The organism is Cupriavidus sp. NPDC089707 (genome assembly GCF_044748965.1).
In the GTDB taxonomy this organism is placed as follows: domain Bacteria; phylum Pseudomonadota; class Gammaproteobacteria; order Burkholderiales; family Burkholderiaceae; genus Cupriavidus.
The window spans coordinates 37551-51132 of the sequence record NZ_JBIVHB010000018.1; the positions used below are offsets into that span (position 1 = coordinate 37551).

11 protein-coding genes and 5 pseudogenes are annotated in these 13582 nt (G+C 62.6%); 8 read left to right on the top strand and 8 right to left on the bottom strand.

Annotated elements, in window-relative coordinates:
- Positions 1–582 precede the first annotated feature (582 nt).
- The 3 genes and pseudogenes from ACIP1U_RS24050 to ACIP1U_RS24060 form a co-directional block, all read left to right on the top strand.
- Positions 583–951: pseudogene (locus ACIP1U_RS24050) on the top strand (dihydrodipicolinate synthase family protein); the annotation flags it as partial.
- 46 nt (positions 952–997) lie between these two features.
- Complete coding sequence (locus ACIP1U_RS24055; protein ID WP_400320328.1) at positions 998–1387, top strand: KUP/HAK/KT family potassium transporter; 390 nt, start codon at positions 998–1000, stop codon at positions 1385–1387.
- Entirely contained in the window at positions 1374–1694 is a 321-nt protein-coding gene (locus ACIP1U_RS24060) for a hypothetical protein (protein WP_400320330.1), read from the top strand. The genes ACIP1U_RS24055 and ACIP1U_RS24060 overlap by 14 nt, the downstream gene beginning before the upstream one ends.
- 130 nt (positions 1695–1824) lie before the next feature.
- Here ACIP1U_RS24060 and ACIP1U_RS24065 read toward each other — a convergent pair.
- Positions 1825–2598: pseudogene (locus tag ACIP1U_RS24065) on the bottom strand (M20/M25/M40 family metallo-hydrolase).
- A 9-nt stretch (positions 2599–2607) separates the two neighbouring features.
- The gene (locus ACIP1U_RS24070) at positions 2608–3591 is read right to left on the bottom strand and encodes a Bug family tripartite tricarboxylate transporter substrate binding protein (protein WP_400320332.1); all 984 of its coding nucleotides are present in this window, start codon (positions 3589–3591) and stop codon (positions 2608–2610) included.
- A gap of 112 nt (positions 3592–3703) precedes the next feature.
- Between ACIP1U_RS24070 and ACIP1U_RS24075 the strand changes: the two genes are divergently transcribed.
- Entirely contained in the window at positions 3704–4774 is a 1071-nt protein-coding gene (locus ACIP1U_RS24075; protein WP_400320335.1) for a GlxA family transcriptional regulator, read from the top strand.
- Positions 4775–4869: 95 nt separating this feature from the next.
- Here ACIP1U_RS24075 and ACIP1U_RS24080 read toward each other — a convergent pair.
- A pseudogene (locus ACIP1U_RS24080) lies at positions 4870–5377 on the bottom strand (ISKra4 family transposase); the annotation flags it as partial.
- Positions 5378–5790: 413 nt separating this feature from the next.
- Between ACIP1U_RS24080 and ACIP1U_RS24085 the strand changes: the two are divergent.
- A complete protein-coding gene (locus tag ACIP1U_RS24085) occupies positions 5791–5994 on the top strand; it encodes a cold-shock protein (protein WP_400320488.1) in 204 nt (67 codons plus the stop codon).
- 45 nt (positions 5995–6039) lie between these two features.
- Positions 6040–6228 (top strand): annotated as a pseudogene (locus ACIP1U_RS24090) (transposase); the annotation flags it as partial.
- Between the two features lie 146 nt (positions 6229–6374).
- On the opposite strand, the gene ACIP1U_RS24095 reads toward ACIP1U_RS24090, so the two are convergent.
- Both ACIP1U_RS24095 and ACIP1U_RS24100 read right to left on the bottom strand, forming a co-directional pair.
- Positions 6375–7325, bottom strand: a complete 951-nt coding sequence (locus ACIP1U_RS24095) for a transporter (protein ID WP_400320337.1) — start codon at positions 7323–7325, stop codon at positions 6375–6377.
- Positions 7326–7597: 272 nt separating this feature from the next.
- Positions 7598–7840: pseudogene (locus tag ACIP1U_RS24100) on the bottom strand (DNA-binding protein); the annotation flags it as partial.
- 99 nt (positions 7841–7939) lie between these two features.
- Here ACIP1U_RS24100 and ACIP1U_RS24105 point away from each other — a divergent pair.
- On the top strand, positions 7940–9220 hold the full coding sequence (locus ACIP1U_RS24105; RefSeq protein WP_400320338.1) for a tyrosine-type recombinase/integrase: 1281 nt from the start codon (positions 7940–7942) through the stop codon (positions 9218–9220).
- Positions 9221–9320: 100 nt separating this feature from the next.
- Positions 9321–10259, top strand: coding sequence for a GSU2403 family nucleotidyltransferase fold protein (locus ACIP1U_RS24110; protein WP_400320341.1), 939 nt, complete (start codon positions 9321–9323; stop codon positions 10257–10259).
- 73 nt (positions 10260–10332) lie between these two features.
- On the opposite strand, the gene ACIP1U_RS24115 is transcribed toward ACIP1U_RS24110, so the two are convergent.
- The 3 genes from ACIP1U_RS24115 to ACIP1U_RS24125 all read right to left on the bottom strand — a co-directional run bounded on the left by ACIP1U_RS24115 (position 10333) and on the right by ACIP1U_RS24125 (position 13581).
- Complete coding sequence (locus tag ACIP1U_RS24115; RefSeq protein ID WP_400320343.1) at positions 10333–10641, bottom strand: M28 family peptidase; 309 nt, start codon at positions 10639–10641, stop codon at positions 10333–10335.
- Positions 10642–10925: 284 nt separating this feature from the next.
- Positions 10926–11324 (bottom strand): cupin domain-containing protein, encoded by a 399-nt coding sequence (locus ACIP1U_RS24120; RefSeq protein WP_400320345.1) that lies wholly within the window; start codon positions 11322–11324, stop codon positions 10926–10928.
- A gap of 784 nt (positions 11325–12108) precedes the next feature.
- On the bottom strand, positions 12109–13581 hold the full coding sequence (locus tag ACIP1U_RS24125; protein ID WP_400320347.1) for an efflux transporter outer membrane subunit: 1473 nt from the start codon (positions 13579–13581) through the stop codon (positions 12109–12111).
- Between the last annotated feature and the right edge of the window lies 1 nt (position 13582).

Here is a 13582-nt window from a genome sequence, read left to right on the forward strand (position 1 = left end):
GTATTGCCATCACTCTCGATTGCCAGCGCAACCTTTCGACGTTCCATCCTCTACAAAGTTGATTTGGGGTGACTTCAGAATTCGGAGAATATTGCACGCCGACGCCGGGAGATTGGCGCCTGGCAAGGTTTTCCAGCCGAGCGGTGAGCTGGCTGGGGACGCAGACTATTACGATAACCAGTCGTTTCCCAATGGCGCAATTTGTCGGGCCAAACCGATGATGCGGGAATTGCGTCGACCATGAAGGACTTGCTGAGAATGCCGTCGGACCTTTACCAGATAAGGCTTCCGCACGGATTTCCGGTTGGCTGAGGTACTTTCTCCGCCAGGACGGTCAACGAGCACGACCGCCCCTGGCAGTCGCTTGGCGTGCAATATTGTCCGAATTCTGAAGTGACCCCATGGATGCCATCATGACGGTTTTACCGGCCGCGGAGTTCGGCGTGACGACTGCCTTGGGAGGTGACGATGTGGCGCACTGAGGAGGAGAGCTGTTTCGGCCCCGCCGCCCTTACCTGCACCGCCATCGAACCGATATCCCGCCAGTGACCGTGTGGCATTTGGGTGCCCATGGTCACGCCGATGCGGGCCGGGTCACTGGACCTGTCAAGTGCGGCCAGGCTGGCCGAGAGCTACGTGGAGGCAGGGGTGAACGGCTTGATCATCCTGGGTACGACGCGCGAGGGAGGCCTGCTTTCCACTCGCGAACAGCAAGTTTTCACGGCGGCAGTCCTTGAATCCGTCCACGGCGAGCTACCCGTGATTGCTGGCGTAGGCGCGATCGATACAAGCGCGGTGTGTGCGCAAGTTGCGGAACTGGATGCGTTTGAACTGGCTGGCTACCTGGTGCCGCCGCCCTACTACCTGCGGCCCTCCGATGAGGGCATCGGGTGGCATTTCAGCGAAGTGGCGCGCGCCACTGCCCGCCCCCTGATGCTGTACAACGTCCCGAAACGAACGGGCTGTACCATGTCGCCGGCGCTCATCCGATCACTGCTTGCGCAGCCGCAGCGTGTTCGCGACAGGCTGTTTCCTTGCGGTGGACGTGGCGTTCCTCTCCTCCAGCCTGTTGAAAGTCGCCGGAGGCGGCTGGTTCCCCCTGGCCCTCGGCGCGGGGGTGTTCATTGTGATGATGACTTGGGTACGCGGCCGTGCCTTGCTCTTTGAGCGGCTTCGCAGTTCCGATTTGCCGCTTGAACCGTTCCTGCAATCGTTATTCCAGGATCCGCCGTCCCGGGTGCATGGCACGGCAGTATTCCTCACAGCAACGCCGGAAGTAGTGCCGCACGCCTTGATGCACAACCTCAATCACAACCAGGTGCAGCATCAGCGAGTCCTTTTTTCTCACAGCGAAGATGAAGGAAGTGCCATGGGTGCCTGCCATTGAAAGTGCCGCCTTCGAGCCAGTTGGACAGGACTGCTATCGGATCGTGCTGCGCTTCGGCTTCATGGATCGTCCGGATGTTCCGAAGGCACTCGCCGGATTGGCTTTGTATGGCGGCTTTAATTTGATGGAGACGTCATTCTTCCTGAGTCGGGAGACCATCATTCCTGTGGCCGATACCCGCAGCGGGATGGCGTTATGGCGCGAACACCTGTTTGCGACGATGAGCAAGAACGCAGGCAGCCCTGCAGAGTATTTCAATATTCCGCCCAATCGGGTGATTGAGATTGGCACGCAGGTTCAGATTTAGAGATGGCCAAAGAAGGAAATTCGGCCCGCGGAATGGCGTTGTTGCACAAATCAGTTTGAAAGCTGAAGTTCAGGCATGGCCTCGACCAATTTTGGTTCGGTTCCTTGTGCTCGATTGGTACGCGTAACACCTATGACGTCGCGAGATAATTCTGAGCAATGGCAACCCAGCACGCCGCGCCCAGGGGCAATACTCGTCGTTGAAGTCATAGCCCGGATTGTGGACCATGCACCCTCCCGACTCGCCTTCACCATTGCCCAGGAGCAGGTGGCAGCCAGGTACTTCGCTGAGCATCCAGGCAAAGTCCTCGCTTCCACTGAGTGATCCCGACACTTGCGTGATCACATTGCCGGCGCCGACCAGGCCGGCGCAGATCTCCTGCGCGAACCGCGTTTCGGCTTCGGCGTTGATCATCGGCGGGGTTACGTGCTCCGCACAGGTTTTCCTCGTCGGGCTGGAAGATCAGATTGAGCGTGCCGTCGAAACCGCGCGAATCCGCCAGCGCCTTTGCCGCGGCCAGCAGGATGGCAGTATGGCAGTATGGCAGTATGGCAGTATGGCCATCGTGCCCGCACGCGTGCATGCGCCCGTCCCACTTGCTGGCATATGGCAGGCCGGTCGCTTCATGGATCGGCAGCGCATCCATGTCGGCACGAATGCCAAGGCGCCGCGTGCTGCTGCCCAGCTTCATCTGGGCCACGACGCCGCTCCTCCCGATGCCGGTATGCACCTCGTAGCCCCATTCCGCGAGCAGCGAGGCGACCAGCTTGCTGGTGGCGCCGACTTCAAAGCCCAATTCGGGATAGGCGTGCAGTTGCCGGCGGATGTCGACGAATTTCGCCGTGTCGATGGTGGAAAGCAATGTTGGCAACGTAGTCGACTTTAGGAAAGGTTGCCGGGTCATCGGCATTCCTCAGGCAGAGAGGTCAATGTTCTTGGCGATCTGCTGGAACTTGGCCGCCTCGCCGGAGAAGAATCGCGCCGCCTCCGCCGTACCCAGCCGGGGTGGCACATGGACGCCGCCGGCCTCGATCAGGGCGCGCACGGAAGGCAGGCCGTAAACCTCAGCGAGGCTGGCGTTCAGCTTCTCCACGATCGCATCCGGCGTCTTCGCCGGTACGAACACGCCGCCCCAGGCTTCGAACACCACGTCCTTCAAGTACTGCCCCTCGTTGATAGTGGGCAGCGACGGCGCACCAGCATCCCGTCTGGCCGCCATCACGCCGAAGCACTTCAGCTTGCCGGAGGCAATCATCGCGACGGTACTGGCACCCATGGTCAGCGCCATGAGGTCGACCTGCCCACCAAGCAGGTCGTTGAGCGCCGGTGCCGCGCCCTTGTAGGGAACGTGAAGCATCTTCATGCCGGTGCCAGCCCGAATGCTTTCGCAGGCCAGGTGCTGCAGCGAGCCGACCCCCACCGAGCCGAAGGACAGCGGCTTGTCTGTCTTGCGCCCCAGTGCCACCAGTCCGTCGATGCTGTCGGCCGGCAGGCCGGCGTGCCCGCACAGCACCAGCGCAGCCGAGGCGCCGAGCGACGCGAGCCGGAACTCGACCGACTTGTAGCGCACCGCAGGATTGGCCAGAGGCGCCAGGATGGTTTCGTTGGGAGAGCCGTAGAACAGCGTGATCCCGTCCGCCGCGCTTCGCAGGAATTTCTGCGCACCCAGCGCGCCGCCAGCCCCGGCCGCATTGTCGATCACTACCGGCTGGCCCAGCCGCTTGCCGAGCTCAGGTGTCAGCCGCCGCGCCGCCGTGTCGGACGGACCGCCCGCCGGATAGGGGACGATCATCGTGACGGGCCGTTCCGGGTAGCCCGAAGCGGCGAACGCCGCCCTGGGCACGATCGCGCCAATTGCGCCAAGACCCAGCCACTGGTTAAATCTCCTTCGATCCATAGCCGCTCCGCAGTCGCCGTTGTAGTGGGGGAATGCTAGCGATGAAAGCCTGCCGGGCTGGAGGCGCAATGACGACAATCAGGGGGCCAAAAACGCCACACTCGGGAAATCCATGACATTACTCGTCGAGCTGATGCTGCCGTCCGAAGGCATGGCGGGAACGCTCTTCTCCATCATCGACACCCTGGTCCTCGCCAATCGCCTGGAAGCGGCACGCGCAGCGGATTCCAAGGCACAGAAGTCCGGCCCACTGATCCGCTGGCGGCTAGTCGACATCCATGGCAAGCCGGTGTCGATCGGTCATCCCCTGCTGGACAGCTATCAGACGAACGCCGACGACAGCGAGGCCGCCGAGCGCCGCGCACTGGTGGTGGCGCCGGTGCAGATGCGCAACCTGCCGCACCTGCGCAGACTGGTGGCCGAGCAGCCCGATGCCGTTTCTCTGGTGGCAAAGCGGCATGCGCAAGGCGCGCTGATCGCCACCTGCGGCACCGGTATCTGGTGGCTGGCGGCAGCCGGCGTGCTCGAAGGCAGGACGGTTGCCGTCCCCTGGACCCACCAGGCCTGGTTCACGCGTGAATTCCCTTCGATCCGGCTCGCGCAGGGACAGGCGCTGGTCTGCGACGGCCCCATCCTGTGCGCCACCACTGCCGCGCAGCAGGTCAGCCTGGCGATCCGCCTGCTGGCAAACCTCGGGGCCGCGGACCTGGCTGGCCTGGTCGCCAGCATCCAGCTGTTTGACGCCGAACGCGAACAGGTCATGACCGACATCGCCGAACAGGGCGTGATCTCCTATGCATCGGACAGCGTGCTGTACAAGGCGATCCAGTGGATGCGCCGCAATCTGGACCAACCCATCACGCTCGACGATGTGGCGCGGGCTACCAGCACCAGTACCCGCACGCTGTTGCGTCATTTCGACCGGCAGCTCGGGCAGAGCCCGGGCGACTACCTGGCCGGTCTCCGCATCCGGCGAGCCGAGCTGCTGTTGCAGATCACGCTCAAGGAAATCGGCGAGATTGCCCAGGACTGCGGCTACACGGATATCCGAGCCTTCCGCAAGGCATTCCGCCGTCTCAATGGCCGCAGCCCCTCAGAGTACCGGGACCGCTTCGGCCTGCGCGGTGACCGCAAGCGCTGGCGCCTTCAGGAGGCGCTGGCGGACGAATCGCCTCTTGTCTAGCCATGCCCTTCTGACAATGTGCGGCACGCGGATCTGCTTGAGGCGATGGCTCATATCCCGAACGGCAGCAATGGGTCGCTATGCAAATCTCTGCATAGCGACCCATTCCGGACAGTCACATGATTCGGCGTCTCCCGTACAGACAGGAACTCGCGCATCATTGAGGCAACCTGCCGGTAAGGCATCTGTGCCGACAGCTTGGCTTCAAGCGCGAGCAACTCGCTGGTCGCCCGCTCCGGGACGTACTCCGTCATCGGGCTATATGGGAACTCCATTCGGAGGGGTGTCCCGCATGGACAGCAAATAATCCGAGCACTGCGAAATGGCACGGTACCAAAAACTGTGTCTACCTTGCGAATCCGGCGATCTTTGAGGTCGAGGAAACGGTGACAGCGCGTGCAAAATCGTCGCAGCATGCAGACTTCTTCAGCCTGCATCGCCACCACTATCCTTCAGCTCATGCAGTACGTCTTTCCCTTCAGCCAATGACAGGCCGACCTTCGCCGGTTCTAGTTCGCGACAAGGGCGGTCAATATCGCAGATGTCAAATATGGAATTCTCGCCATAACCCGTGATGACCTCAACGCGAATGCTGATTTTCATCGTGTCTCCCGCGGATGTGATCTGCCGGAATGCGATGTGCCGTGCCTTCGAACTCCAAGGTCTTTAACGCTCCCGGTGGCAGCCAAGGGGTCCTCACTCAGGCCGCATGTTTCGGTGGTTCGGCTGGCGGGTCGGTAAGCAGTCTGTATGTACCTAAAACCGCACATCCAACGGCAGGTTTTTCTAATCTTTGTCTGGTTGCCTGGTTCATATGCGGTCGCGTCATTGGTGTAAGAGCCCTAATAATGAAGCCTGGTCGTCCGTCTTCTCAGCGAGAATGCGCGGTTAAACCCTAATGCTTTGCTGTTGGCTTCGTCACGCCACTTAAGCTATGCTCATCTTTCGAGCGCCAGCCTCGTGCGAGATGCTGGCAAAGGAAGCCAGCAATGTACAACCACAAACTAGAGGAAAACATGGCGACTGGTGTTGTGAAGTGGTTCAACGATGAAAAGGGGTATGGTTTCATCACACCCGACGACGGCGGCAAGGACCTGTTCGCCCATCATAGCGAAATCCAAGGCACTGGGTTCAAGTCACTGGCAGAAGGCGAAAAGGTAGAATTCGAAGTGACTCAAGGTCAGAAAGGCCTGCAAGCGTCGAATATTCGCAAGCTTTAATCGGGGCCTGTCAGAAATTTTTTGTTTAGGGCATAACATGTCGCCCCAATTCTGATCCCCAAGCACGAGCGGCGCTTCACCGGGTTCGACGATAAGATCATCGCCATGTACTCCCGCGGCATGACGGAGCGCGAGATCCAGGCGTTCCTGGCCGAGCAGTACCGCACCGAGGTCTCGTCCGGGTTCGTCAGTTCGGTGACCGATGCGGTCATGGACGAAGTCACCGCCTGGCGAATGCTCAACACTGCGCTCACGGCCTGCAACCTGATACGGGTGGGTCTTCGCGCGGTGCGATTTTGGTCTACTTCATCTAACGGCATTGGCCGCGGATGGGATCCGCCGACGCCTTTCAGCACTTCAATCGCATTGACGCTGGATCGTTAGAACACGATGGTGGCCGTACCCATGAAGGTATTCGTGCTCTTTAGGCGGTTCTTGCTGGCCACGGTAGGGACCCAGCGTAGGCCCAGCGACAACAGGCTCTTGGCGCCGATCTTGGTGTCGTAGGTGATGATCGGGCCCACCGCCCAGTCATGGCCGCGGAATCCGTTCAGGCGGTCGGCGAGCGGGCCGCTGTCGTCGCCGAGCTGCTGCGTTGTGCCTGCGATCAGACCGAGGCCTGCGCCATTGGAGAAGCGCTTGAGCAGCATGGTGTCCAGCGTGAACAATGGCGCGTTCTGGTAGTCGGTGGCGTTGTTGCGGGTGTAGAACTGGATGCCGGCCACGGCATCGAATTCCAGCCCGTGTTCCGGGAACAGCTTGGTGTAGGCCACCTGTGGAATGAACGTCCAGTTGTTCAGGCTTGGGTTGGCCAGCGCGTTGGGGTCGTACTTGCCGGTCGGCGCCCACACATTCACGCTCAGCGCCACGTGCTCGGTCTTCGAGAAATGGTAGCCGGCGATAATGGGCGCGAAGGTAATGTCGAACAAATTGGACGCGGTGTCCTGCGAACTGCTGCCGCGGTTGCCCACCCCGACATTGGCCGTGACCTTGGTCCACACATAGGGCAGCGTGAAGCTGGAGGCAAAGTTCCAGGCACCGGGGCCGGTGTCCCAGACCTTCATCACCGTGGCCAGCGTGAAGGCAACCTTACCTTCGATGCCGGCCGAAGCCTTGCCAGCGATCGGCACGGTGCGGCTGCCACCGATCGCACCATCCAGGTAGATTTCACCAATGTTGACCGCGAGTATCGGTTCCGGCGACACGATGCCCGCATTGGGCAGGACGCTGGTCCCGGTTACCGGCCGGCCCAGGGCGCCTTCGGTGGCGTCGGCACCGGCGCAGGCAAAAAGGACGGGTACGGCAAGGGCCAGCCGGTTTGCGATCGTCATGGCATGTCAGGACAGGAGGCGACAGGTGCTCTTGTGTCTGCATACTACCAGCAATGCGCGTTGCCAATGCCAGCGTGATGGGCATCAATAATATTGATCACTTGTCTCGAAAAAATTTACTTTACATGCGAAAAAAAAGTCACGCATCAATATCGGATGCCCTACAGGTTAAGTACGAGACGTCGTGCGCCCGACCAATATGACGTCTATGCCCGTCCTGCAACAGGTAATCGAAGCCCGCATGAAATGAGGTAGACCATGGGAACTCGTCGCTGCTTCAGGGCATCCGGCAGGTCCGGATGCTCGATGGTCACGCGCGTGCGCCTGCGCAGTTTCTGCCAGAACCCCTGCAGCACCTCGGCGCGCGTGCCCATGCTGCCCTTGCGCACCAGGCTGTAAAGCTTGTTGGCGGTGGGCGTGACGCCGTAGCGGAAGAACAGCAGGCCGCAGACCTCGCGGTACAGCGCTCGGGTTTAGGGGAAGCGGCTGCGCAGTTCGGCAATGTCGTTGGCCATGGCGGCCTGCAGCGCGGCGTCAATCTTGTTGACGATACATTAGACATAAGTGCTTTTTCTATAATTCGAACTCGACCCGCCTCAGCCACTGCCTCGACCTTGGATTTCCCCGACCCGCCGCCCGCCCCAACGACCTCCGGCCTCCTCGCCGCGCTGCCCACGCCGCTCGAGCAACTGCGCCTGCCGTCGGCCCTCTCCGGACGCGACGGCAGCAACCGCGCCCCCGCCACCGCCACCCGCATCGCCGCAACCGACGATCTGGCTGCCGTCACCGCCTGGCTCGCGCGCTATGCCGACACCCCGGCGACCGTGAGCGCCTACCGCCGCGAGGTCGAGCGGCTGCTGCTGTGGGCGGTGCTGCAACTCGGCAAGCCGCTGTCGTCGCTGACGCATGAGGACCTGCTGGTCTACGAACGCTTCCTGGCCGACCCGCAGCCCGCGGCGCGCTGGGTGCTCGCGGGCAGCAAGAAGCTCGGGCGCCACCACCCCGACTGGCGCCCGTTTGCCGGGCCGCTGTCGCCGGCGAGCGTGCGCCACGCGCTGGTGATCCTGAACGCCTGCTTTGCCTGGCTGACCGAGGCTGGCTACCTGGCCGGCAATCCGCTGGCGCTGGCACGCCGCCGGCGCGCACCGACGCAGCCACGCATCACGCGTTACCTGAGCCACGACCTCTGGGACGCTGTCAAAGACGCCGTCGCGGCGATGCCGGGAACGACCGACACCGCCACCGCGCGCGAACGGCTGCATGCGGCGCGCTGCCGCTGGCTGTTGACCGTGCTCTATCTGGGCGGACTGCGCGCGGCGGAGGTCACTGGCACGGCCATGGGGGCCTTCTTCTGCCGGCGCGATGCCCAGGGCGTCGAGCGCTGGTGGCTCGAGGTGACCGGCAAGGGCAACAAGACCCGGCTGGTGCCGGCCACCGACGAGCTGATTGCCGAGCTGGCGCGCTATCGCCGCGCCCACGGGCTGGCACCGACGCCGCAACCCGGCGAGACGCGCCCGCTGCTGCTGCCGGTGATTGGCCGCAAGGACCGGCAACACGACCGTCAGCACGAAGAAGAAGGCCTGTCACGCGGCGCGCTGCACCTGATCCTCAAGGAAGTGTTCGGCCTGGCAGCCGCGCGCCTGCGCGCGCGCGGGCCCGACTGGGCGGCGCAGGCAGATGTCCTGGCCAGCGCCTCGGCCCACTGGCTGCGCCACACCGCCGGGTCGCACATGACCGACCGGCAGGTGGATCTGCGGTATGTCAGGGATAATTTTGGGCATTCGTCGATCTCGACCACCAGCGCCTACTTGCACAGCGAGGAGGATGCGCGGCACGAGGCCACGCAGGAGCGGCATCGCATCGGTTGGGGCACTCACAAGAAGGCAGGCGCATGATTCAACGCACATCACAGTCGCTGGTTCGCGCCGACGCATAGAGCACATCCGCGAGGTTTCAGTATAAAATAGATAGATTGCTGTTTTATACTGAAACTCCATGGATCCTTGGATCGAATTGGATGAAGATGCACTGCGCCAGTACATCGACGCCAAAGCGGTGTTCGAAGCCTGGGAATCTGCGCGGGCCAAGGCCGCAGAGGTCCGCGGCGGCATGCTCTGGCGAACCACGAAGGGCCGCGAGTACCTCATTCGGACCGGCGTGGACAACAAACAGAAGAGCCTCGGGGTGCGTTCGGAAACGACCGAGGACATGTACTCGCGGTTCAACGCGCGCAAGGAAGCCACCGAGGCCAGGCTGAAGACGCTCGCAGACGAGCTCGACCGGCACCGGCGGCTGAACCGCGCGATCCGCGTCGGCCGTGCTCCAGACATCCTCGTGGCCATCCTTCACGTAATGACTCGGCTCAATATCGCCGAGCATTTCATTGTCGTCGGGACACATGCACTGTATGCATATGAAGCCGCAGCCGGAGTTCGCCTGCAAGAACGTGCCCCCGCAACTCGCGACGTGGATCTTTTTTGGGATACGCGCAAACGTCTCCAGTTTGCTACACGAATAAAGAACCTCGACCTCTCGATGCTGGATGTTCTACGCAAGGTGGATAGCACCTTCGAGATTCGGGATGATCAACTCTTTACGGCAGTGAACGCAAGAGGCTTCGAGGTGGACATCCTGCGTCGCGAGGCCGCCGGTCTTGACCCTCACCCGCTCCAACTGACCGATGATGAAGACGACCTCTGGGCAGTCCAGGCGAGACGCGAAAATGTCCTGCTGGGATCGCCTTCATTCTCGGCGCCCATCGTTTCCGTGACCGGGAGGATGGCTCGGATGACGACTATCAGTCCGACCGCGTTCGTCGACTTCAAGCGCTGGATGGCATCGACCGCAGATCGCGATCCGCTCAAAATCTCTCGCGACAGACTGCAGGCATCGATCGTCGAAGAACTCGCCAACCGCTTCCTGCTCGGAATTTAGCGAAGCGACCCGTTCGCTTGACGATCTCTCGGCACGAAGTCGCTCGTCACGTCATAACGAACATCGGGAACGGTCACCGGCATGACGATGAGCGAGTGGTCGACCGCGAACAGGATGGTGCTCCCGTCGGGACGACGCATTCTGGACCTGTTGCGTGCCGACCTGCCCGCTGGCCCCGGCGCGGTACTCCACGATCACCGCTTCCTCGTCGACCCGCATCCGGCCGCGCGCTGGGTGCTCGCGGGCAGCAAGAAGCTCGCCCGCACCCATCCCGACTGGCGCCCGCTTGCGCGGCGACGCCACTGGCGTTGTCATCAGCCCCGGGGCTGTTCCGTACTGTGTCGTAGTGCGCGCCGATCACAATGATTTCGTCAGGCTGCACGCAGCCGGCGAGCGTGACCTCGATATTGGCGCAGGGAATGCCTCATGTCTGATAGTCCTGGCGCCTCACTGCACTGCCGCGCCTTGCCCACTCCTGCACGATATAGTCGGCCGCCGCGTGCAACGCGGGCGGCCGGAACACGTTGCGTTCGCCAATGTCTCCGGCAAGGGCCTTCACATGACGTTCACCGCAGCCACGCGGTCAGCATGCGATTGACTCCGGCTGGGACCGAAGCTGGCAGGGGCCTGGAAGCATGGCGCACTCGTTCCGCGTTGGCCGACAAGCTATTTCTTTCTTGGATCCTCCGCGGGATTCAGGTAGCTGATGCCCCAGGGACCGGTGCCATGAATCTGAATGACGGTTTCTTTGCCGGTGGTGTAGGCGAACATGGGCATTCCCGCGGGCATCATCGTGACGCCGCCAGCCGGATAAGCCCTGGCCTTGGCGCGATCGAAGGTCTCGCCGATGCCCAAATGGAGCGTCCCGGACAACACGGTGACTCGCTCAAACACGGGATGAGTGTGGGCTGGGATCTTGAAATTGGGAGGAAGCTTGATCCGCATGGTGAACGGCGCGGCTTGATTGAGATCGCCTTCCAATACCGCCAACTTGGCACCAGGTCCGATAGATGGGGCCTCGGTCCACTTGACTTCTGACGGGACGATCGAAATGTGGCCTTCCATAGCGGGCTCCGCTGCCAGAGCGGGGGCCATTATGAGCGCACCCAGCGCGCATGCCGTCGAGGCTTCAATTATTCTTAAGTTGCGCATTCTCTACTCCTTTGCGTTAGCGTTTCCCCGGTCAACCCAGCCACCGGTGCCGGCAGTCACCCGAGAATGCCGGCGTGAGGTCGACGCTAACCAGTCTGCGTCAGCGGTGAGATGCGCCGCCTGCCTGGAACTCAGCCTGAGCGCCGGGTGAGACAACGGACGGGTGCAACCCCACGGCAGCGATTTCAGCCTAGCGTGCCGGATAGCTGGAAGCAAGCAGCGCGGGAGGCGAGATTCCATGATCCCCTCAACGCGCTGGCAGACAACGTGCCGCAGGTGGTGCACCAACTCACGTTGATTTCAAAAGCAAAATCAAAGCAAACCTCCAGATTTTACTGAGATGGACCCGACGCCTCCCTTCGGGGGACACTGTCGGCCTCAACCTGGCACGTGGAGGTTCATCATGGAAATCGACTAGCCATGGATTTCCCCTTCGTCGGTTGTGATGCAGTTTCGACTCGCCGTCATGGCACTTCGGTGCCAACCGGTGGCTTCCACCCGCGACCTTGGGACGGGGAAGGCCCTTCCATTCGATTGCCCCTATCTGACCTCGCGTCACGAGCGCACGGGCGGCCGTGACCGCCGCCTGTTTGAAATCACCGAGCAAGGGCGCGTCGCGTTGGCCGAAGCCACAAAGCCAAGGTAAAGGAATTGTTCGGGTGCTTCGGCCACATGCGATAAGACAGAACGAGCTTCGCTAGAAACTGACGCGGGCCGCGTCCGCCGGCGGGGCCATCAAGGCCGGCGCCGGCGCGAGCGTGGCGGCTTCGTCCACCCAGCCCCCGCCCACCGCCTTGTAGACGCCGATCAACTGCTGGTGCGCGTCCGCCTGCGTGCGCACCGCATTGAGCTCGGCCGCAAACAGTTCGTTGTCGGCATAGAGGACTTCGAGATAGCTGGCGTAGCCATTGTCGAACTTCCGGCGCGACAGCCTGGCATAGTCACGCAGCGCGGCGACGCGCATCGTCTGCGCCGCGTTCTCTTCCCGTTTCTTGACCGCGCCGGTGAGTGCATCGTTGGTTTCGCGAAACGCACCAAGCACCACTTGCTGGTAATTGGCCACTGCGCCGCGCTTTGCGGCTTCCGCGCTCTGCACCTGTCCTTCAATCTGGCCAAAGGTGAGCAGCGGCCCGCTGAGCCCGGCGGCAACCGTCCAGGCCGCCGAGGGCCCCGTCAGGAAATCGCCAAACGCCGTGCTGACCGAACCCAGCAACCCGGTCAATGACAGCGTCGGAAAGTAGAGCGCGCGCGCGGCGCCCACGTCCGCGTTCGCCGCCACCAGTGTCTGCTCGGCCTGCAGGATGTCCGGTCGGCGTTCGAGCAGCGCCGACGGCAGGTCGCCGGGGACCGCGGGCATGACCAGCTCGCCGATGGACTTGCCGCGCGGGATCGTTCCTGGATTGCGGCCCAACAGGATGGAGATGAGGTTCTCCTGCGCCGCGATCTGCTGCTCCAGCGTGGGAATCGCGGCCAGCGCCTGCTGGTACTGCGAACGTACCTGCGACACCTCGACCTCGGATACCACGCCGCCCTTGAAGCGCAGGTCGAAGATGCGCAGCGTACCGGCATAGTTATCCGCGGTGGCGCGCGCGATCTCCAGTTGCCGGTCGAGGCTGCGCAGCCCGACATAGCTGGTGGCGACACTGGTGACGATGGTGAGGATCACGCCGCGCCGCCCGTACTCGCTGGCGAAAAGCTGCGCCCGCGCCGATTCGCTCTCGCGCCGCACGCGCCCGAACAGGTCCAGCTGCCATTGGGCGTTGAGCGTCGCTTCATACAGCGAGTAATAAGGGCTGCCGCCTGAGAGCGACGGCTGGCCCACGCGGCTGGCGCGGTTGCGGCTTGCCTCGACGCCATAGCCGACTTGCGGGAAGAACTGCGAACGCACGACGCTGAGCTGGCCGGCAAACTGGTCGACACGTGCGGCCGCGATCTCCAGGTCGCGGTTCTCGCGCAGCGAGGTATCGATCAGCGTGTTCAGCACGGGATCGTCGAACTGCTCCCACCATCGCGTATTGGCGACGTCGGCTGCCTGTGGGTACTCGATGCGCCAGGCCGGCGGCACCGGGGTTTCGGGGCGGGTGTAGTCGGGCCCGAGGGCACAGCCGGATGCCAGCATCGCCCAGATGGCAACGGCGACGAGGATGACGACCGCGGCGGGCGCGCGCATC

What these genes read in the sequence shown, in the direction of transcription:
- ACIP1U_RS24075 (WP_400320335.1), top strand. Translation starts at nt 3,704, where the DNA reads ATGACATTACTCGTCGAGCTGATGCTGCCGTCCGAAGGCATGGCGGGA.
- ACIP1U_RS24120 (WP_400320345.1), bottom strand. Translation starts at nt 11,324, where the DNA reads ATGGAAGGCCACATTTCGATCGTCCCGTCAGAAGTCAAGTGGACCGAG.
- ACIP1U_RS24070 (WP_400320332.1), bottom strand. Translation starts at nt 3,591, where the DNA reads ATGGATCGAAGGAGATTTAACCAGTGGCTGGGTCTTGGCGCAATTGGC.
- ACIP1U_RS24125 (WP_400320347.1), bottom strand. Translation starts at nt 13,581, where the DNA reads ATGCGCGCGCCCGCCGCGGTCGTCATCCTCGTCGCCGTTGCCATCTGG.
- ACIP1U_RS24085 (WP_400320488.1), top strand. Translation starts at nt 5,791, where the DNA reads ATGGCGACTGGTGTTGTGAAGTGGTTCAACGATGAAAAGGGGTATGGT.
- ACIP1U_RS24110 (WP_400320341.1), top strand. Translation starts at nt 9,321, where the DNA reads ATGGATCCTTGGATCGAATTGGATGAAGATGCACTGCGCCAGTACATC.
- ACIP1U_RS24095 (WP_400320337.1), bottom strand. Translation starts at nt 7,325, where the DNA reads ATGACGATCGCAAACCGGCTGGCCCTTGCCGTACCCGTCCTTTTTGCC.